Annotated in this window: 19 protein-coding genes; 12 read left to right on the top strand and 7 right to left on the bottom strand. The window is 44.6% G+C overall.

What is annotated here, in order from left to right; all coding sequences use genetic code 11:
• Nucleotides 1-25: 25 nt before the first annotated feature.
• Together HZC34_06790 and HZC34_06785 are read right to left on the bottom strand one after the other, a co-directional pair.
• A complete protein-coding gene (locus HZC34_06790; GenBank protein MBI5701524.1) occupies nucleotides 26-673 on the bottom strand; it encodes a hypothetical protein in 648 nt (215 codons plus the stop codon).
• Nucleotides 674-1,093: 420 nt separating this feature from the next.
• Nucleotides 1,094-2,761 carry a glycerol-3-phosphate dehydrogenase/oxidase gene (locus HZC34_06785; protein MBI5701523.1) on the bottom strand — a complete coding sequence of 556 codons (1,668 nt, stop codon included), beginning with the start codon at nucleotides 2,759-2,761 and terminating at the stop codon, nucleotides 1,094-1,096.
• A gap of 119 nt (nucleotides 2,762-2,880) precedes the next feature.
• On the opposite strand from HZC34_06785, the gene HZC34_06780 reads away from it, so the two are divergent.
• The 8 genes from HZC34_06780 to gcvPA are packed head-to-tail and all read left to right on the top strand — an operon-like array spanning nucleotide 2,881 to nucleotide 9,853.
• A complete protein-coding gene (locus tag HZC34_06780) occupies nucleotides 2,881-3,345 on the top strand; it encodes an OmpH family outer membrane protein (protein ID MBI5701522.1) in 465 nt (154 codons plus the stop codon).
• Between the two features lie 6 nt (nucleotides 3,346-3,351).
• Complete coding sequence (gene lpxD, locus HZC34_06775; protein MBI5701521.1) at nucleotides 3,352-4,281, top strand: UDP-3-O-(3-hydroxymyristoyl)glucosamine N-acyltransferase; 930 nt, start codon at nucleotides 3,352-3,354, stop codon at nucleotides 4,279-4,281.
• Between the two features lie 3 nt (nucleotides 4,282-4,284).
• Entirely contained in the window at nucleotides 4,285-5,397 is a 1,113-nt protein-coding gene (locus tag HZC34_06770) for a glycosyltransferase (GenBank protein MBI5701520.1), read from the top strand.
• A gap of 25 nt (nucleotides 5,398-5,422) precedes the next feature.
• On the top strand, nucleotides 5,423-6,154 hold the full coding sequence (locus HZC34_06765; GenBank protein ID MBI5701519.1) for a hypothetical protein: 732 nt from the start codon (nucleotides 5,423-5,425) through the stop codon (nucleotides 6,152-6,154).
• On the top strand, nucleotides 6,155-7,222 hold the full coding sequence (locus tag HZC34_06760) for a histidinol-phosphate transaminase (protein ID MBI5701518.1): 1,068 nt from the start codon (nucleotides 6,155-6,157) through the stop codon (nucleotides 7,220-7,222). It begins immediately after the preceding gene.
• A gap of 1 nt (nucleotide 7,223) precedes the next feature.
• Nucleotides 7,224-8,291 carry a glycine cleavage system aminomethyltransferase GcvT gene (gcvT, locus tag HZC34_06755; protein MBI5701517.1) on the top strand — a complete coding sequence of 356 codons (1,068 nt, stop codon included), beginning with the start codon at nucleotides 7,224-7,226 and terminating at the stop codon, nucleotides 8,289-8,291.
• A gap of 38 nt (nucleotides 8,292-8,329) precedes the next feature.
• Nucleotides 8,330-8,716 (top strand): glycine cleavage system protein GcvH, encoded by a 387-nt coding sequence (gene gcvH, locus HZC34_06750; protein ID MBI5701516.1) that lies wholly within the window; start codon nucleotides 8,330-8,332, stop codon nucleotides 8,714-8,716.
• On the top strand, nucleotides 8,717-9,853 hold the full coding sequence (gcvPA, locus tag HZC34_06745) for an aminomethyl-transferring glycine dehydrogenase subunit GcvPA (GenBank protein MBI5701515.1): 1,137 nt from the start codon (nucleotides 8,717-8,719) through the stop codon (nucleotides 9,851-9,853).
• Nucleotides 9,854-9,870: 17 nt separating this feature from the next.
• On the opposite strand, the gene gyrA is transcribed toward gcvPA, so the two are convergent.
• The 5 genes from gyrA to dnaA form a co-directional block, all read right to left on the bottom strand.
• Complete coding sequence (gyrA, locus tag HZC34_06740) at nucleotides 9,871-12,378, bottom strand: DNA gyrase subunit A (protein ID MBI5701514.1); 2,508 nt, start codon at nucleotides 12,376-12,378, stop codon at nucleotides 9,871-9,873.
• Nucleotide 12,379: 1 nt separating this feature from the next.
• Nucleotides 12,380-15,088: a DNA topoisomerase (ATP-hydrolyzing) subunit B gene (gene gyrB / locus HZC34_06735; protein ID MBI5701513.1), complete on the bottom strand. Its 2,709-nt coding sequence runs from the start codon at nucleotides 15,086-15,088 to the stop codon at nucleotides 12,380-12,382.
• Nucleotides 15,088-15,363 (bottom strand): DUF721 domain-containing protein, encoded by a 276-nt coding sequence (locus HZC34_06730; GenBank protein ID MBI5701512.1) that lies wholly within the window; start codon nucleotides 15,361-15,363, stop codon nucleotides 15,088-15,090. The genes gyrB and HZC34_06730 overlap by 1 nt, the downstream gene beginning before the upstream one ends.
• Nucleotides 15,360-16,493, bottom strand: coding sequence for a DNA polymerase III subunit beta (gene dnaN / locus HZC34_06725; GenBank protein ID MBI5701511.1), 1,134 nt, complete (start codon nucleotides 16,491-16,493; stop codon nucleotides 15,360-15,362). Before dnaN ends, HZC34_06730 begins: the two co-directional genes overlap by 4 nt.
• A 229-nt stretch (nucleotides 16,494-16,722) precedes the next feature.
• Entirely contained in the window at nucleotides 16,723-18,093 is a 1,371-nt protein-coding gene (dnaA, locus tag HZC34_06720; protein ID MBI5701510.1) for a chromosomal replication initiator protein DnaA, read from the bottom strand.
• Between the two features lie 164 nt (nucleotides 18,094-18,257).
• Between dnaA and rpmH the strand changes: the two genes are divergently transcribed.
• From rpmH to HZC34_06700, 4 genes are read left to right on the top strand one after another with little or no spacing between them, the layout of a single operon-like run.
• Nucleotides 18,258-18,395 carry a 50S ribosomal protein L34 gene (rpmH, locus tag HZC34_06715; protein ID MBI5701509.1) on the top strand — a complete coding sequence of 46 codons (138 nt, stop codon included), beginning with the start codon at nucleotides 18,258-18,260 and terminating at the stop codon, nucleotides 18,393-18,395.
• A complete protein-coding gene (rnpA, locus tag HZC34_06710) occupies nucleotides 18,392-18,709 on the top strand; it encodes a ribonuclease P protein component (GenBank protein MBI5701508.1) in 318 nt (105 codons plus the stop codon). The genes rpmH and rnpA overlap by 4 nt, the downstream gene beginning before the upstream one ends.
• Entirely contained in the window at nucleotides 18,699-18,905 is a 207-nt protein-coding gene (gene yidD, locus HZC34_06705) for a membrane protein insertion efficiency factor YidD (GenBank protein ID MBI5701507.1), read from the top strand. Before rnpA ends, yidD begins: the two co-directional genes overlap by 11 nt.
• Nucleotides 18,902-19,552, top strand: coding sequence for a membrane protein insertase YidC (locus tag HZC34_06700; GenBank protein ID MBI5701506.1), 651 nt, complete (start codon nucleotides 18,902-18,904; stop codon nucleotides 19,550-19,552). Before yidD ends, HZC34_06700 begins: the two co-directional genes overlap by 4 nt.
• Nucleotides 19,553-19,621 lie beyond the last annotated feature (69 nt).

Genomic DNA, 19,621 nt, shown 5'->3' with positions numbered 1-19,621 from the left:
ATCAACAAGCGCCGGCTTGTAATCGTCAGCAAGATAAGAATATTCCGAAGCAACCTTTTTCGATAACAGGGGGGGAAGGCATTGAATATCCTGCGTCTAAAAATGCCTGGAATTCTTTAACGATTACGTCTGCTTGCCCTATCGCTATTGGAAATACATCCTTCATCGCAGGCTTGCGTTCATGCATTGCAGGAATAGGTATTCTTTTGGTCATAGCAAAAGCAAGGCCAATATTTGAAATATCTTTAGGCGTAGGCCCGCCTTTTTCCGCTGCCGCGCACATTGCATTATATAACAAAAAATTATCAACAAATTGCATTGCAGCATCTATATCAGAAAGTCTACTCTCATTAAGAGATGCAAATTTCTTTTTATTTGGCACATAGATTTCTATGTTTGACAGCAAAATTCCAACGGGAGTACGGACTTCAAGCGAGTCTTCTTTTTCAAGCCGCAACCTCGTTACCATCTCAACGCACCTATCCTCATGTGGATTATTCCCTAGCCGATATGTGACATCCTGATATGTGGCATCTCTCAATCTTATTCTTGTTCCATCCGGCCTCCCGACTGTAAGAGCCAATCCTCTTTCTCGATCCGCAAAAGAACCGCATACCTGTTCGAAAGCTGTCATTCTGGATCTTACTACACCCACTATATTTGTCTTTGTCATTTTAAGCCTCCTTATTTCTTTGAAATTCTTTCCGTTGACTTTTTCAACCCCTCCTGCGAGACCTTTGAAAAATCAATCTATTTTTTCTATTGATTGCCTATTCTCCTTTGGCCTCACATATATATCTACAGCCCCCCGAAATTTCACTTTGGAGTAAACTATTTTTAATTGCCCGTAATACCTTGGCGCGCAAGGAATACAGAAAAATGAAAGCCCTGCCAACCGCAATCACATTGATCCCAAAATCCTCTTAATGGAATCCCCGCCCTAAAGTGCGGAGGACTCTGCAAAGTCATTAGAACCAAGCGAATGGGAGAAGAAAAGTTTAATGGAAATCCTATCTTGCAACGATGGCTTCTAAGCTCAAAAAATGGTTCAAAAAAATTATGGACGCACTTTAAGATGGCACGCTAAAAACGCTTAGCCTGCTGGCGGCCTTGGCGCCGCTTTGCCTCTCTGGACCTTTTCTTTATAACTACTCACATGAGCAGCCGCTTCTTCTTCTGGCCAGCCCAGTTCTTTGGCCATGATCTCTGCTACACGTTCCGAAGCGACGAGACCGTTTCCAACTTCTCTTTCGAGCCGGATTCGACGCGATAATACATCTGTTACCTTTAGCGCCATTTCGTGCCTCACCGCATAAACCACCTGCGCGCCAATATCAAATGCCCAAGGTTCCAGGGGCTCCAGTAAAGTTTTGTCTCCTTCCGCCGCCTCTAAAACTTCTCTGGCAAACTTTCCGTATTTTAACAAGAGATGCCGACAAAGCCTTTTATCAGCCAAAAACTTTTCAGACAAGGCCGGAAGTTCTTCCCTCATAAAAACATCAAAACTATCGGTTGCTCCATAGAGGAGGCCATCAATAGGAATCTTTTCAAAAGGACGGTTGCTCTTTTTGGCGGCCAATTTTGCGACTTGTTCGCCGATCAGCGGAGAAGCGGTAATTTTCCCTCCAATAATCGTAATCAATCCCTGCGGGGAAACAAATACCGCATGTTCACGGGAAAGCCCATCAGCATTTTTCGCCTTGGGGTCTTTGTAAAGCGCCCGGTGCGCGGAATAAGCAAAAATAATATCCGCGGGGACAAGGTTGGCAAACGGAAAAAGCCCATTTACGCCGTCCAGCAAGTATTGGTTGTGCTCCGGTAAGGGAAAAACATTTGCTAAGGATTCTCTTTTCCCTTCAGAGGTAGTCCCGATAAGGAGATTCTCCCCGTGCGGGAGGATAAATACCAGTCGGCCATCCTTGAATTCGGCAAAAAATCCGCTCTTCAACTGCTGTTCAAAAAAGTTTCTAACTATTAAATGCGAGCCTGCATCCAGCGTTTGTAATTGGCGCGCATGAGGGTCCTGCAGCCCAACCACATTCTGCGCCCACGAGCCAGCGGCATTGACAACCGCATTGGCTCGGACTTCAAAAGTCTCCGTACCCAATTGATCCTTCATTTCCAGGCCGATAATTTGAGCTTTTCCCCCGTCAGAATAAATGAAACCGCAGCACTCCATGCGGCTGATTACATGCGCCCGGTATTGAGCCGCTGTCGTCAACATGGTCAAAGCCAAACGGTGATCATCGGTTTGCCCGTCCCAAAAAAAAGATCCTCCTTTGATGCTTCCATACGCAAAGGGAATATCTTCCAACCTGAGTTCTCTGGCATTCGCTGTTCTGCCCCGGGGAAACGAACTAAAACCCATCCATTCGGTTGCGTCATATAACCAACGGCCAACCTGCATTTTTCGATAACTATGCTTCCCTTCCGAGAAAGCAGGAACCAAGTACTGCACTTCCCTGACCAAATGGGGAGCCGCTCTTTTGAAAGCTTCCCTGCCGCGGATGGCAGAAAGCACCATGCCAAATTCTAATTTTTCTGCGTAACGCGCGCCTCCATGGAGAAGGCCGGTACTGTTGGCAGAGGTTTCTCCCGCCAAATCCCCTTTATCTACTACCAAAACCGACCATCCCTGGCGCGCGCAGGAAACCGCGATTGCCGCACCAATGATTCCCCCTCCAACTATCGCTACATCATAGCGTTTCCCTTGGTGTAGATTGGTTCGCAGTTTTAAAATGGAGCTAAGTCGGTTTAACATTTTTGCATATTCGGGGTTCTCGCCTCCGCATATACATCATATTCCTCCAAGAAAAATTTCACTTTATTTTAAATATTTTATATGCTACAATTTGGGCATCAAAAAGGGAGGATGAATTTATGTTAAGAAAACTATTCGCTATAATGTTGGTTTCATGTTTCATGGCATCGTTGTCGATTGCGCAAGCGGCGCAAACTTCAAATATAGGGCTTATTGATGTCCAAAAGGTGTTCAAAGAGTATAAAGAAACTTCTAAAGCCCAAAAACAGCTTAGCAAAGACGAGGAATCTTTCAAAAAAGACTTCGAAGAAAGCCAAAAAAAGCTCAAAGAAGCTGAAGAGAAAAGCAAAAGCAAAGAAGACCTTGAAAAACTTAGGAAAGAGCTCGAAGAAAAATTAAGTCCAAAAAGGAACCTTCTCCTCAAGCTCAATGAAGAGCTAACGATAAGGCTCCAAAAAGAGATCGTCAAATCGGTCCAAAAGGTTGCAGACAAAGTGGGCATTGACGTTGTCGTAGACAAACAGGTTGTGATTATCGGCGGAATGGACCTGACCGATCTTGTAATAACCGAACTAAATAAATAACGGCAAATGCCTAAATTAGGCGAACTTGCTAAGCTTATTTCCGGACAATTGTCGGGAAGCCCCACTATAAAGATTGCCGGGGTTTCCGATTTTTTGTCCGCAAAAACAAGCGACCTGGTCTTCGCTCTTGAAGAAAAATTTATAAATGACGCTGTTTCCTCTAATGCGGCGGCAGTTGTGGCGCCAGCCAATTCAATTATTAAAGAAAAGCCCGCGATCCTTGTAAAAAATACGCGATTGGCCCTGGCTAAAATCCTTGCACTTTTTGAAAATCCCCTCGAGCTCGAGGCCGGAATACACAAGACGGCAGTTGTTCACGCGACTGCAAAAATAGCCAAAGGAGCCGTTATCGGCGCCTTTTCGTACATTGGCCCTGGCGTTGAGATCGGGGAGAATACGATAATTTATCCGCAGGCAAGCGTTTACGCGAACACGAAAATAGGGAAAAGATGCGTAGTGCATTGCGGGGCACGGCTTGGGGTTGACGGGTACGGGTTTGTGCCCGAAGGCGGCAAATTTTTAAAAATCCCCCAGATAGGAAAACTAATAATCGGCAACGATGTGGAGATATTCGCTAATACATGCATTGCGCGAGGCACGATCGGCAACACTATTATCGGCAGCAGGAGCAAGATCGACAACTTGACCCATATCGCGCACAACTGCGAGATAGGCGAAGATTGCGCAATAACAGGATTGGTCGGCTTTGCCGGAAGCGTTAAGCTTGGGCGGCATGTAACGGTTGGCGGCCAGGCCGGCTTTTCAGGTCACCAGTCCGTCGGAGACAATACTATCATCATGGCGCGTGCGGGTGTCACAAAGGACATCCCGTCAAATTCAGTTGTTTCAGGGTTCCCTGCCGTCGACCATAAAAAAGAAATGGAAACATTGGCCGTCATGAGACGGCTTCCCCAAATATTAAAAAAGTTAAAATAGCAGATGCGCATCGCTTTTTTCACCGACTCTTATAAGCCCTATATTTCGGGAGTTACAATCTCCATTGTAACGCTTGCATCGGAGCTTAGGGCTCTTGGGCATAAGGTTTACATCGTTGCTCCAAGCTACCCCGGGGAGGTATGCGATGAGAAGGACGTTATCAGGCTTCCTTCTTCCCCAACTTGGTATCCCGGATTTCGCGTGGCGCTCCCGTTCGTAAAAGACTTGCCGCAAGTCGATTTGGTCCATGCCCATTCGCCTTTTTTCCAAGGCCTTTTGGCCAGGAGCATTGCGCGAAAAAGAAAAGTCCCGATCGCCTATACTTTCCATACGCTTTTCACGCGCTATTCCCATTATATACGGATACTGCCGGACCCAGTTGTAAAATTCATTGCGGCTAATTACTTGCGCTCATTCTGCAATTCGATCGATGCGACGATCGCGCCATCCGCAATGTCGAAAAGGGTTTTATTGAGCTGGGGTATAAAAAACCGCATCGAAGTCGTGCCGAGCGGGTTCGACCTACACCCTAACGCGGAAATTGACGCCATGCGGAGCCGCGGGAAAATAAGAGCCCTTCTTGGCATCCCAAAAGATGCAAAAGTGCTTGTGTGCCTGGGTAGGATCTCGCGCGAAAAAAATATCCCCTTCCTTGTTTCAGCTTTCCGGAAATTAAACCGTGAAAATTTATACCTGCTTTTGATAGGGGACGGACCGATGTTATGTGAGCTGAAAAGCAAGCCCGTAAAAAATGTTATCTTTTCCGGCGGCCTGAAGCATGAGGACGCGCTAGCCCATTGCGCGGCGGGCGATATTTTTGTCTTCGCTTCGCTTACCGAAACGCAGGGGCTTGTGCTTGCCGAAGCAAAAGCCTTATCTCTTCCTATAGTTGCGCTTTTTGCGGGCGGGCTTATCGATACCGTAAGGTCGGGCACCGACGGGTACCTGGTTGCGCGGAATATCGAAGCATTCACATCGCATATTGAAAGGCTATTAAACGACGACAAGCTTCGCAAAAAAATGGGAGAGCTAGCTCGCGTGGACGCCCATGAAAGATTTTCTTCAAAAGCGATTGCAAAACGCGTAGAAACTCTTTATAATTCACTCATCCGATAATCAAGGAGGATCTAAGGAGGATCTTATGAATTATTTTAGAAGCTTGTCTTTGACGATTGGGGTTTTATTTGTCATTTGTTATTTGTCATTTGTCATTTCTGCGCCAGCAGATGCGTATTTCCCGTTCCCATCGCTTACCGGTTCATCCGGGTTGACAAGGATCCCAGACGCAAATTCGCTTCCGTACAAAAACTGGAATATGTCCATTGACTACGGGGTTTCAAAAAGTCCGGATCAGCCTTCAATGTACTACAAAGCAAACATCGGCGCCTTCCACAATTTTGAGCTTGGAATGGTAGGCGGGTTGGACGCCGCAGGAAAGGAGATACGGGACGGAGTTTATGTAAATCTAAAATACAGCCCTGCTATTGGCGATGGCTCGGATCCCCTTTTGCTCGCGATCGGGATAGATAATCTCGCAAGCAAAACAATGACGGACGTATATATGGTAGCGACCAAGCCCTTTTCACAGGGTCCATCCCTATCGTTCGGCTTTATGGCGGATTTTCCACAGAATAAATTCAGGCCGATGGGCATGGCTGGAATAGATGTTCCTTTCGGCACAATGTCCGTTTTGGCTGATATGTTCGCGGGTGAAACTGTTTTCCAGCTTAACGGAGGCTTAAGAGTTCGGCTTCTACCGACTTTTGCCGTCGATGTACGCGCGATCAACATCGCGGGAAACCAGCAGAATGCGCTTGCGACCAAAGACGCCCAGCAATATCTGCTGGGAATGAGCTGGATCAATCCTTTCTAAATGAACGGGGATATCTTCCGCCCGTTCGTATCAGGGCTCACCGAATATAATGCGGGCAAGAATCCTGACAAGCCAGGCATTATTAAGCTCGCATCAAACGAAAACCCGTTCGGGCCTTCTCCCCTCGCGCTTGAAGCAATAAAGAAAGAGCTAAGCTCGCTCCAAATATATCCGGACCAGAAAGCAAGCCGCTTGCGCGAAGCATTATCCAAAAAATTCTTGGTCGAAGCTGATTCTATAATTTGCGGCAATGGCTCTGACGATATTATGCAAATAATCGGCGCAACTTTTTTATCGCCTGGAGAAGAAGCCGTGATCCCGAATAATTCCTTCAGTATATACAGCCTCGTAACATTGATTTATCAAGGAATCCCCGTAATGGCCCAGCTGAAAGACTGCGCGATTAACTTAAGCGCCATGGCGGCCGCAGTAACCGGCAAAACAAAATTGATCTTTCTTACGAACCCGCATAATCCTTGCGGTACGATTTTTACCAAAGCCGAGCTGGTTGAATTCATCAGAAAGATCCCTGAAAATATTTTGTTGATCATCGATGAGGCATATGCCGAATTTGCGGAATCAAAAGATTTCCCCAACTGCATGGATCATATCCGCGAAGGGCAAAAGAATATTATCGTTCTTCGCACATTCTCAAAGTTTTATGGTTTGGCTGGTCTCCGCATAGGATACGGCATCTCGGCTCCCGAGAATATTGCCGCGATGATGAAAGTCAAAATGCCGTTCAACGTGAGCCGCGCAGCAATCGCCGCGGCCTCTGCCGCATTAGAAGACAGAGCCTTTCTTGATAAAACTTACAAGAACAATTCCGAAGTAAAGAAAGCCTTGTACGCCGGCCTCGACAAGCTTGGCCTCAAATACAATAAGACCGAAGCTAATTTTGTTCTTGTAGAAGTAGGACAAGCTGACCCGATATTTTTAAAATTAATGTCTGAAGGAATAATTATAAGGCCTTTGACTTCTTTTGGGCTCCCGAATGCAATAAGAATATCCATTGGAACTGAAGAACAAAACACAAAACTCCTTTCAGCCCTTAAGAAAGCAATTTAGCGTGAGCGCGCTAAAAAAAACGCCATTATACAATGAACATATTAAACTAGGGGCAAAGATCGTCCCATTTGCGGGATGGGAAATGCCTGTTTCGTATCCGCCTGGAATAATTCAAGAACACCTTTCGGTCAGAAATTCTTGCGGGATGTTCGATGTTTCCCACATGGGCATTATAGACATAAATTCGAAATCCGAAATCCGAAATCCGAACAATGAAGCATTAGATTTTATATTGAGGATAGCTACCAATAACGCTTCGTTGTTGGCAATAAACGAAGGGCAATACTCGGTTGTTTGCAACGAGCATGGCGGGACAGTTGACGACATATTCGTTTTCCGATTAGAAGATAGATATAGATTGGTTGTAAACGCGTCTAATACAGAAAAAGTCCTTGAATGGTTCACGCGCTATTCAAAGGATTTTGAAAATTTAACGATCACAAACAGGACAGATATTGGGATATTGTCGGTCCAAGGGCCAAAAACAAAAGACATCCTTGGAGTTCCTGTAATGCCCCCAAGAAATCATTGCTCAACATGGGGCGACCTGTTTTATTCGCATACAGGATACACCGGTGAAGACGGATTTGAATTTTTCATCGATTCCGACGCGCTTCCCAATGTCTTCGAAACCCTTTTGGGGCTCGGCATTCCGCCTTGCGGCCTTGGTGCGAGAGACACTCTGCGCCTTGAGGCAGGGCTTCCGCTTTACGGGCATGAATATGACGACAATACTTCAATTTTAGAAGTTGGCTATCCTTGGGCTGTAAAATTCGACCATGATTTTATCGGGAGGACCGCGCTTGAAAAGCAAAAAGAGGCGGGCGTCGGACAAAAGCTCGTCGGCCTAAAATTTTCGGACAAAGCGATACCAAGGCAAGGAACCGAGGTTTTTGCAGATGAAAAAAAGATAGGGGTTGTGACGTCGGGAACGTTTTCGCCGACGCTTAAAATACCGATCGCGCTGGCGCTTATTGCCCCCGATTTTTCAAGACAGGGATTAAATGTTTCAGCCAAGATCAGGGACAAGCTTTATCCCGCAGTTGTAAACGCGCGCAAAATGGTATAGAATATTCTGACGAAAAAGCCTCATAGAAAGGAATTTGTATGGAAAATCCAAACGATAGATTGTATTCTAAAGAACATGAATGGGCAAAAATCGACGGGAACAAAGTGGTGATCGGGATATCAGACCACGCCCAAGACGCCCTCGGCGATATTGTATATGTTGAAATGCCTAAGATCGGCGCGGAATTATCTCAAATGAAAGAATTTGGCGTGGTCGAATCGGTAAAGACGGTCTCAACCCTCTACTCCCCGCTTTCGGGCAAGGTCATCGAATTAAATGACGGCCTTTCATCCTCTCCCCAATCAATAAATGAAGATCCTTATGGAAAAGGATGGATCATAACGATCGAATTATCAAATCCGTCCGAGAAAGGCTCCCTTTTATCGTCTGACGCGTACGAGGCCTTTCTAAAAGAATCGAAATAAATGATCGGACTTTCACAGATCGAGCTTCTTGCCGAATTAAGAACTCTAAGCGAAAAGAACAATATTTCCAAAGATTTTCTTGGCGGCGGGATATACGATCATTTTATCCCGTCGGCATTAAAACAGCTAATCAGCCGGGGAGAATTTTACACGGCTTACACTCCATACCAGCCCGAAGCAAGCCAAGGCACGCTCCAAACAATTTATGAATATCAAAGTTTGGTGTGCGCGTTAACGGGCATGGATGCTGCAAATGCATCTATGTATGATGGCGCGACCGCTATGGCGGAAGCCGCCTTCCTTGCATGCCGCGCAACAGGCAGGAAAGAAATTGTCGTATCACAAACAGTGAATCCGATGTATAGACAAGTTTTGAAAACTTATGCAAATGGCGCCGATCTGATTGTCAGAGAAATACCATATGACCAAAAGTCCGGGCTTACGGCAAACAGCTTCCAGCTAACGGAAAAATCCGCATGCCTCATCATTCAGCAGCCGAATTTTTTTGGCTGTATCGAAGAAGTAGGCGGTCTCGCCCAAAAAATACATGATGCAGGAGCATTATTTATTGCAAGCGTCGATCCAATATCTCTCGGATTGCTTGCGCCTCCATCCGAATACGGGACCGATGTCGTTGTCGCCGAAGGGCAATCGCTTGGCATCCCGCAAAATTTCGGAGGGCCCCTTCTCGGCATTTTTGCCGCAAAAGAAAAATATTTAAGGCAAGTCCCGGGAAGGCTGGTCAGCCGAACGGTCGATAAGAATGGAAAACAATGCTTTGTATTAACTCTCCAAGCAAGAGAACAACATATACGCCGCGAGAGGGCGACTTCAAATATTTGCAGCAATGAAGCCCTCTGCGCGCTGTCCGCATGTATATATTTATCGCTGCTTGGAAAGAAAGGGTTGAAGGCGATAGCCGAAATTTGCCTGCAAAAAAGCAACTATTTAAAAAATAAATGCGGATCTTCTTTTTCAGGAAAGTCTTTTAAGGAATTTGCGGTCAAAACCAACGAAAAAATAGGCCTCGATCTCGCGCAATATTATCCGGAACTTTCAGGGTACAGGCTTATTTGTGTGACGGAGCTTTACTCGAAAGCGGACTTGGACAGATTCCCGCAACTACGCAAACAATAAGCCCGATGCCTGCTATATTATTTCTTCTTTTCTTCGGAAGCCGCGGCTTCTACGACCGCTTCTTCTTGTTCTTTTGTCAATACCCTTTGCAAATCAACAATATTATCGCCGTCGTCGAGCCTCTGGATGCGCACTCCCTTCGCGTACCTGCCCTGCATTGAAATCCCCGAAGCCGACTGCCTGCTCATCGTCCCTTGGGCCGTCACAAAAAGGAGCTCGTCATTTTTTTCAATTATCTTCATGGCGGCGACTTTGTCCTTGTCCCTCAATTTGATCGCGATATGCCCTTTGCCTCCGCGGTTTTGGACGCCGAACTCGTCGATCTTCATCTTCTTGCCGAACCCTCCGCGCGAAATTGCAAGAAGGTCTCCCTTTTCTGTTACGATATCCATTGAAACAATTACGTCGCCTTTGGAAAGCCTTAATCCGCGGACGCCGGATGCCGACCTTCCCATCGGGCGGACATTTTTTTCATTGAAGCGGATCATAAGGCCGTTTGCCGTTCCAAGAAGGACTTCCTGCTTTCCATCGGTTTCCGATACCCAATCAAGTTCATCGTCGCCTTTGAGCTTGATGCCGATTATTCCGCTCCTTCTGATATTTGCAAAATCCTCGACCGGCACTTTTTTGACTATGCCGCCCGTAGTTGCCATCATTAAGAAGCCTTTCTTGTCGAAAGAATCCACTTTGACTGCGGCGGTTACTTTTTCGCCCTCGCCTACTTGAAGGAAATTCGCAATGCTCTGCCCCTTGCCTGCCCTGCTCGCCTCGGGCAATTCAAAAACTTTGACCTTGTACACTTTCCCTTTATTTGTAAAAAATAAAAGATAGCTATGGGTTGAGGCTACAAATAGCTTATCGATCTGGTCTTCTTCGCGGGTCGCCATTCCGGTTATGCCGCGCCCGCCGCGGAGCTGCGCCCGGAAAGCGCTTACCGGCAAGCGTTTGACATAGCCGTCCCTAGTTATGAATACGGCTACTTCCATTTCCGGGATCAATTCTTCGATATTTATCTCTTCCGCCGCAGCGACAATCGATGTCCGCCTCTTGTCGCCGTATTTTTCTTTTATTTCCAAAAGCTCTTTTTTGATGATCTTTAATATTTCTTTCCTGTCAGCCAGTATCCGTTTTAATTCCGCTATCAATTTTTTTAGCCCCTTCAATTCTTCTTCGATCTTTTCCACTTCAAGCTGGGTCAGTTTTTGCAGGCGCATGTCGAGGATCGCCTGCGACTGGATCTGTGATAGGTCGAACTTTTTCATGAGCTCGGTGCGAGCCTCGTCGACGTTCTCGCTTTTTCTTATAAGCTTGATCACAGCATCGATATTATTCAGCGCGATGACTAAGCCTTCCAATATATGGGCTTGATCCTCGGCTTTTTTTAGGTCGAATTTTGTCCGGCGGACAACTACATTTTCGCGATGTTTGATATATTCATCGATAAAATCTTTTATTTGCAAAAGTTTCGGCTGGCCATTAACAAGGGCAACCATGTTCACGCCGAATGTCGTCGACATATTCGTGTGCTTATATAATTGGTTTAAAACAACCTCGGGGCTTACGCCTCGTTTTAATTCGATATAAATGCGCATCCCGTCCCTGTCGGATTCGTCCCTCAAGTCTGAAATGCCGACCATTTTTTTGTCTTTTACAAGGTCCGCAATGTGCTCGATAAGCTCGGCTTTGTTCACTTGATACGGAAGCTCTGTAACGATTATGGCTTCTTTGTCCCCGCGGACATCTTCGGTTGTTGTGCGCGCGCGAACAGTTATTAATCCGCGGCCTGTTTGATATCCATCTTTGATCCCTTGTTTCCCGCAAATGAGCCCGCCTGTCGGGAAGTCAGGGCCTTTAATATGCTGCATTATATGTTCGTTGTCGGTATCCGGCTCATCTATGACATGTACGACCCCGTCAACAACCTCCGATAAATTATGCGGAGGGATATTTGTCGCCATACCGACCGCTATGCCAGACGACCCGTTGACCAAAAGATTCGGGAATTTCGACGGAAGGACCAGCGGCTCTTTTAAGGATTCGTCAAAGTTCGGGCCAAAATCCACTGTTTCTTTTTCAAGGTCGGACAAAAGCTCCGTCGCAATTGACGCGAGGCGGACTTCGGTATATCGCATGGCCGCAGGAGAGTCGCCGTCAACAGACCCAAAGTTTCCTTGTCCGTCGACAAGCAAATATCTAAGAGAAAAATCCTGGGCCATCCTGACCATTGTGTCATAGACCGCGACGTCGCCGTGGGGATGGTATTTTCCCAAAACTTCACCGACGATCCTCGCCGATTTTTTATACGGCTTATTTGGCTGGACGCCGATCTCGTCCATCGCGTACAGCACCCTGCGGTGGACGGGCTTTAAGCCGTCCCTTACGTCCGGGAGAGCGCGGCCGACGATAACGCTCATCGCGTAATCTATATAGGAGCCTTTCATTTCGGCTTCTATCGTTGTTGGTATTATCTTTGCAAATAAATTATTTGATGGGGCAACTTCTTCGTATTTTTTCTTTTTTACCATGTTATACGTCCAACCTCTTTACATCTTTCGCGTGTTTTTCGATAAATGCCCTGCGCGGTTCGACCTCCGACCCCATAAGGACCGTGAATATTTCATCGGCAACCTCGGCGTCCTCAAGGGTTACTTGAAGCAAAGTGCGTGTATCAGGATTTAATGTTGTTTCCCAAAGCTGTTCCGGATTCATTTCTCCTAAACCTTTATATCTCTGGATAACGACGCCGTCGCTCCCCATTTCTTTCACGATCTTGGACATTTCGGCGTCAGAGTAGCAATACTTTTCGTTCTTTCCTTTTCTGACCAAATAAAGCGGCGGCTGTGCGATAAAAATATTTCCGTTCTCGACAATTTCTCTTGCGTACCTGTAATAGAAGGTCAAAAGAAGTGTGCGGATATGGCTTCCGTCGACGTCCGCGTCGGTCATGAGTATTATTTTATGGTAACGCAATTCCTTCAAGAGAGCCTCAATGGAACGGTCTGTTTCTTTTTCTTCGTCACCGTTCCCGGAAGCCTTAAGCCCCGTCACAACTCCAGGGCCTATAGCCGTTATCATCGTCCTTATTTCGTTGTTGGCTAAAATTTTATCAAGTCTGGCTTTTTCAACGTTCAGAATTTTTCCTTTTAAAGGGAGAATCGCCTGGAATTTCCTGTTGCGGCCTTGTTTTGCGCTATTGTGGACAAAAATTCCAGCCGACAATGCAAAATTGTGGGTGCACGGGACTTCAATGTCATATACATCGACTTTTTCTTTCAAGCGCTCTATTCTTTTTATTTTATGGTTATAATTTTGTGCTGCTTCCAATAACATGTTTTCGTCTCCGGCAAAAAATCTGTTTTTTAATTTTTGAAAACTTAAGAGGTTTGTGTTTTTTGGTTTTAGGGCGCTTCTGTCCCAATCATAATAAAATGCTTCTCCGCGCTTTTCCAATACTTGTTTGAAGAAATGCAGGCTATGGTCTAAGCCTGTATCAATTGAATAAGCCGCATTGTCAAGATTATATCTATCTGACAACAAATGGGTAAAAATCCATTTATGCGTCTTCGGATTTAATGCCATTTCATATCCTTCAATTGTTATCCTGCCCTCTTTCTTTGAATTTTTTATATAAAGCGGCATTAGGCTCATATCCGGAGCTAGGTTTTTTGCTTCAACATAAGTAAAATCTCTCAACATAAATTTATGGTCCGGGGTACAAACAATCTCTTCATTATTATCAAGTATCACCTTGATAACTTCCGCATTCTTCTTTGTTATTCTCGGATTTAAAATTCTTTCAATCCCAATATTTCCATCGTCTTTTATCGTATAACAATAATTTTGTTTCCCTTTTTCGTACTCTTTAACAAGATCAATAAAAGAAACACTGCTTCCATCTGTCAACGCAACTTTTGTTTCAGAAGAAAAACATCCCCCGGCACTGTCGCCTTCCACGATGAACAATTCGCATTTTGCCGCGTTCGATTCGGAACAATCGGCAAGTTTTCCGGGAAGCATGGCGGTGTCGAGCGCCGATTTTTTTCGTTCGAGCTCCTGCGCCTTCCTTGCGGCCATCCTTACCCTGAATGCGAGGATTGATTTTTCGATCATGGCCCTCGCCGCGGCCGGATTTTTATCCAAGTATGTTGATAGCCCGTCGACAACTATCGAATCGACTATCCCCTTGACTTCGCCGTTCCCCAATTTTGTTTTTGTCTGGCCTTCAAATTGCGGATCAGGAACGCGCGTATTGATGACGACCGTCAACCCTTCCCTGATATCTTCGCCTTGGACGGTTTCGGCCTCTTTTAATAACCCATTCTTATGCCCGAAGGTATTGACGACCCTTGTGAGCGCGGATTTGAAGCCGACAACATGTGTCCCGCCCTCTTTTGTCCTTATGCAATTGACATAAGAATAGAGGTTTTCGTCGTAATAATCTTTGCAGTGCTGGAGGCCGACCTCTACGAATACATTTTCTTTTTCGGCCGAAAACCCGGCGGCCGGCCGATAAAGGGCCTCTTTTCCTTTGTTTAAATGCTCTATAAACTCAATGACCCCGCCTTCGAATTCAAAAGTTTCCGCGACTTTTTCTTTTTCGCGCTCATCTATCAATCCGATCTTTAGCCCTTTGTTTAAAAAGGCCAATTCCTGCAATCTGTGTTTTACGGTGTCGTAATCGTAAACCAATTCAGAAAATATTTTTGGATCCGCCAAAAAGGTCACAACTGTCCCGGTTTCATCGCCCTTATATTTTTCTATTTTATGTTTTTCGGCATCCCCTCTTTCAAACCTTTGCCTGTAGATCTGCGAATCGCGCTTGATCTCAACTTCCATCCATTCGGAAAGCGCATTTACAACAGATACGCCGACGCCATGCAGGCCGCCAGATACCTTGTATCCGCCGCCGCCGAATTTTCCTCCGGCATGAAGGGTCGTCAATACGACCTCTGCCGCGGGTTTTTTTGCTTCTTTGTGCATATCTATCGGTATGCCGCGCCCGTTGTCTTCAACTGTCACGCTGTTGTCCTTATGGATTGTAACTCCGATCGTATCGCAATATCCCGCCAGCGCTTCGTCAATGCTGTTATCGACGACTTCATAAATCAAATGATGGAGCCCTGATTTTCCGGTCGAGCCGATATACATGGCAGGCCTTTTGCGTACAGCTTCTATCCCTCCTAATATCTTGATCTTAGACGCGTCATACTGCGAGGTGTCTTTTTGTTTCGCCATCATTCTTTTATTCCTCCAACTTTAAACATGATATTTCGCACGACCTTAGATCCCGCTTTGATATTTATCCGATCCATAATCTCTTTTTTGAAAAAATTAAGCTCCTGCGCCCAAACCGAATTTTCCGTCACTACAGAAAGCGTCCCCCTGTTCAGCTTTAGCGCTCTTGTATGCTTTTTGATCTTTGATTCGACGACATCGTCCCAAAGCAGTACCGCGTTTAGTCCTCGAAGGTCTTTATGCCCCTGTAGAATATTTTTCAGAAGCTCTGTCAAGCCGCAACCTCTTGCGTGCGTATCGGCATTACTATATATACAAATTCCGTCCCATCTTTTGGCCTGATAAGCCCCGGGCTTAATGCTTCGCCAAGCTCTAAAACCACTTTATCAGTATCCATTACCTTTAGCGCGTCGGCCAAAAGCCTCACATTGAACGCGACCAGCCCTTTTTCCTTGCCTTTTATCTCAACCTCGATTACTTCGTCAACGCTTCCAACGTCAGGCGCCTGCGCCATAATATGTAGCTGCCCTGCCTTGACCTCTATCTTTACGATGTTGGCGCTTTGCGAGGCTATTACTGCCGCTCTTTCAACCGATGACAGGAACGACTGCAGGTCTATTGTAATTTTTGTCTCGGTCGATTTTGGTATTACCTGTCTGTAATCCGGAAATTGCCCTTGGATGAGCCTTGAAACCAAAAATGTGTCTTTATATTTAAACGACATTTGGTCTGGGCCTATCGTTATCTTTGCCGTTCCGTCCGGGTCCTGTGACAATATCCTCAATATCTCGCCCATGGATTTTGAAGGAACTATTACGGATACAATATCAGCCAAGCCTTCTACTTTAACCCCGCTCTTGGACAGCCTGTATCCGTCTGTTGCTACCATCCTCAAATTCGTACTGTCATGCGCGCTTTTGCCGGTTTCAATAAGTATGCCGTTTAAGACATACTTATCCTCGGACGTTGACGCTGAAAATACGGTTTGGCCGATCATATCGATCAATACTTTTCCCTCAACGCTTATGGACTTTGTTTCCTTTACTTTCGGAAGCTGAGGGAATTCATCCGGCGGAAGCCCGTGGATATTAAAATTTGATTTCTTATAATTAATGCCTATTAAGCCTTTATCCTTCAACTTAAATGAAATATCATCATCTGGAAGTTTTGATACTATCCCGCTCAAAGTTTTTGCCGGTATCAATATAGAGCCCTCTTTTAAGACTTTTGCTTTAAGCGTTACTTCGATCCCCATTTCCAAATTATTAGCCGAAAGCTTCAATCCGCTTTTTGTAACTTCAAATAGAATATTTCCGATGATCGGGAGAGTGCTTCTTGTTGCAACAACTCTTTCGACAAGAGAAACCCCATAACTTAATTCTGATTTATTTATTATGAATTCCATGATTTTCTCCTTTTTATATGAAACATGTATATACTATATAATTATAATATATTTTAGTAGTAATAGGAAGCTGTTTATATGTGGAAAAGACATCTTTTGCATATTGGATATGTAAAATTTATTCTTTTATTGTCAACACCTAAAATCCCACATTGTATAACTTTGAAATTATCAACAGAAATCAACAGGTTATCAAGGGCTTGTTAACAGCCTTGTGTGGATAAACATTTTAAATTGGGGCGTATTTTTTTAGATTGGTTTGGATGTTCTTTACGGCTTCTATGATTTCTTTATCAGTCTTCATCGCGCCCTTGATCTTTTCAAACGCGTGAAGGACCGTTGTGTGATCGCGCCCCCCGAATTCCTCCCCTATTTTTGGGAGCGATGCTGACGTAAGCTCCCGCGCAATGAACATTGCAACCTGCCTGGCCGTTGCGATCTCTTTTGTACGGATCTTTGCCGACATGTCGTCTATTTTGACGCTGTAAAATTCCGCCGTAGCTTTTTTAATAAGGTCGATTGATACCATTGATTTGTCTTTTAGCGGGGCCGCAAGATCTTTTAATACTTTTTCAACCAAGGGAACGGTAACTTCAGCCCCGGACAGCGACGCAAAGGCTACAACTCGTATAAGGGCTCCTTCAAGTTCTCTGATATTGCTTGCAACGCGCGATGCTATCAGGTGAACGACTTCATTTGGCACTTCAAGGTCCACTAGTTCAGCCTTTTTATTTAAGATCGCAATTCTTGTTTCAAAATCAGGCGGCTGGATATCGGCGATCAGGCCCCACTCAAACCTTGATCTTAGCCTTTCCTCAAGTGTTGGGATCTCTTTTGGCGGCCGGTCGGAGCTTACAATAATTTGTTTGTTCGCTTCATGGAGCGTGTTGAATGTATGGAAGAATTCTTCTTGCGTCCTTTCTTTCCCCGCCAGGAACTGGATGTCATCAACCATTAATAGGTCTATATTCCTGTACCTATTCCTGAATTCCTGCATTTTTCCTTCTTGTATGGAAGTAATAAGATCATTTGTGAACATTTCGCAAGTTATATAATATACTTTTGCTTTTGGGTTGGTTCTCAATACTATATAACCCACAGCTTGCATTAAATGTGTTTTGCCAAGCCCCACCCCGCCGTATAAAAATAACGGATTATATGCCGTTGCCGGCGCTTCTGACACAGCAAGCGCTGCCGCATGGGCAAAGCGATTTCCGTTGCCAACGACGAAGGTATCAAATGTGTATCTTGGATTGAGATATGCAACTTGAATGCTTCTTGAAATATTTTCATGGAAATTTGAAACCCCTGGCTCATCAAGGCTTGGGGTTTGGAACAGGTCTTGCGACCCAACAACAAAAAATATCTTTTTCACATAAGGAGAAACAGATAATACTTCTTCTTCAAGAAGCGTCAGACAGTGTTTTGATAGCCACTCTTTTATTGTTTCATGTGGAACCGCAACCTCAAGGATGCCGTCCTTTAATTCAATTGGTTTCGTAGATGATAATAACGTTTCGTAGATAGGCTTGTTTAAGCTTCTCTCTACTGTTGGCAATAATGTTGCCCAAATATGGTTGATATCTGATAGGTCGTTCATTTTTTACCAAGTTATCCACAGACAAGATCATTATATCCACAGGTTTATCCACAGACCTAGCATTGAGTTTTGTGAATATCAGCGTATTAATATTTTATCACAAAAAAAATTAATATCAAGAAAAATTTGTTGACATCTATGTTTGCAATTTGTATAATTGTTCCATGACAAAGCAAACTTATCAACCACATAAGATCAGAAGAAAACGGACCCATGGTTTTTTGGTTCGCAAAACAACTCGCGGCGGGAAAGCCGTGTTGGCGGCTAGGCGCAGGAAGGGCCGCAAAAGACTCGCTGTTTGAAATCCTTGAAAAACGATCAGATCCAGGCCGTTCTTAAGAAGGGCAAAAGGGTATCAAGCAGGTTTTTTGATGTTATATATATTTTTGATGACGAGCTTGGGTTCGGGATCATTGTCAGTAAGAAGCATGGAAATGCGGTAGTTAGGAATAGGATAAGGCGACGAATCAAGGAAATTATTAAAAGCTATCAACCAATGTTATCCACAGGGCTTCACGCATCCATCATACCGAGACCTGGGATCAGTAAGCAAACATACTGGGAAATGCTTGATGATTTTGCTGTATGCTTAAAGAAGGCTAGACTTGTTAAATAGGTTGTTGATATTATTTATTGATCTATACAGAAAAATAACTATATTTAAACCCAAGGCTTGTAGATTCTATCCTACCTGTTCAGACTATGCCAGGCAATCTATTGATAAACACGGAATCCGTGGAATATATTACGCTCTTATGCGAATATTACGATGTAATCAGTTTTTTAAAGGAGGCTATGATCCTATAATATGAACTGGATAGTAGATATAATATTACAAGGCTTAAATTTCTTTTACACCTATACCGGAAATTATGGTTTATCTATAATATTTCTTACTATTATAATAAATATTGCGCTCTACCCTCTTACTCTTTCATCTATTGTTCAAATGGCCGCCATGCAGAAGATCCAGCCAAAGCTTCAGGCCATTCAAAAAAAACATAAGGATAACCCGCAGGAACTCCAAAAGGAATTGTCGGAACTATATAAATCTGAAAAGGTTAATCCTTTCGGCGGGTGTTTGCCTATGCTGCTTAAGATCCCGTTTTTCATAGGATTTTTCATGGCTCTACAGGATCCTAAATTTACTGCTCTCATCGCAAATCAAAAGATCAATTCGGCTTTTCTTTGGATGTCAAATTTGTCTAAACCCGATCACTTATATATCATGATTGCTTTGATCGCATTAACAACATATTTTGCCCAAAAGACAATGCCGGGTAGCGCCAATAATACCCAAATGGCTTCAATGAACTATATTATGCCGTTCTTTATCGCCTTTATTAGCGTTGGTTTCCCTGCCGGCGTACAGCTTTATTGGGTCGTTTCAAACTCGCTAAGCATCGCGCAACAGTGGTATATAGGCAAATACTTATTGAACAAGGAAGGCAATCTATAGGATTTGTGTTTCGCGCTTGCCCGCCGAAGTAATTGTTTCACGTGAAACAATTACGGAGGAGGGTGAAAC

Source organism: Candidatus Saganbacteria bacterium (assembly GCA_016223245.1).
GTDB lineage: Bacteria > Margulisbacteria > WOR-1 > XYC2-FULL-46-14 > XYC2-FULL-37-10 > JACRPL01.
The sequence above is the reverse complement of the archived record's forward strand: the minus strand, read 5'-3'. Positions and strand labels throughout refer to the sequence as shown.

What these genes read in the sequence shown, in the direction of transcription:
- HZC34_06790 (MBI5701524.1), bottom strand. Translation starts at nt 673, where the DNA reads ATGACAAAGACAAATATAGTGGGTGTAGTAAGATCCAGAATGACAGCT.
- HZC34_06785 (MBI5701523.1), bottom strand. Translation starts at nt 2,761, where the DNA reads ATGTTAAACCGACTTAGCTCCATTTTAAAACTGCGAACCAATCTACAC.
- HZC34_06780 (MBI5701522.1), top strand. Translation starts at nt 2,881, where the DNA reads ATGTTAAGAAAACTATTCGCTATAATGTTGGTTTCATGTTTCATGGCA.
- lpxD (MBI5701521.1), top strand. Translation starts at nt 3,352, where the DNA reads ATGCCTAAATTAGGCGAACTTGCTAAGCTTATTTCCGGACAATTGTCG.
- HZC34_06770 (MBI5701520.1), top strand. Translation starts at nt 4,285, where the DNA reads ATGCGCATCGCTTTTTTCACCGACTCTTATAAGCCCTATATTTCGGGA.
- HZC34_06765 (MBI5701519.1), top strand. Translation starts at nt 5,423, where the DNA reads ATGAATTATTTTAGAAGCTTGTCTTTGACGATTGGGGTTTTATTTGTC.
- HZC34_06760 (MBI5701518.1), top strand. Translation starts at nt 6,155, where the DNA reads ATGAACGGGGATATCTTCCGCCCGTTCGTATCAGGGCTCACCGAATAT.
- gcvH (MBI5701516.1), top strand. Translation starts at nt 8,330, where the DNA reads ATGGAAAATCCAAACGATAGATTGTATTCTAAAGAACATGAATGGGCA.
- gcvPA (MBI5701515.1), top strand. Translation starts at nt 8,717, where the DNA reads ATGATCGGACTTTCACAGATCGAGCTTCTTGCCGAATTAAGAACTCTA.
- gyrA (MBI5701514.1), bottom strand. Translation starts at nt 12,378, where the DNA reads ATGGTAAAAAAGAAAAAATACGAAGAAGTTGCCCCATCAAATAATTTA.
- gyrB (MBI5701513.1), bottom strand. Translation starts at nt 15,088, where the DNA reads ATGGCGAAACAAAAAGACACCTCGCAGTATGACGCGTCTAAGATCAAG.
- dnaN (MBI5701511.1), bottom strand. Translation starts at nt 16,493, where the DNA reads ATGGAATTCATAATAAATAAATCAGAATTAAGTTATGGGGTTTCTCTT.
- dnaA (MBI5701510.1), bottom strand. Translation starts at nt 18,093, where the DNA reads ATGAACGACCTATCAGATATCAACCATATTTGGGCAACATTATTGCCA.
- rpmH (MBI5701509.1), top strand. Translation starts at nt 18,258, where the DNA reads ATGACAAAGCAAACTTATCAACCACATAAGATCAGAAGAAAACGGACC.
- HZC34_06700 (MBI5701506.1), top strand. Translation starts at nt 18,902, where the DNA reads ATGAACTGGATAGTAGATATAATATTACAAGGCTTAAATTTCTTTTAC.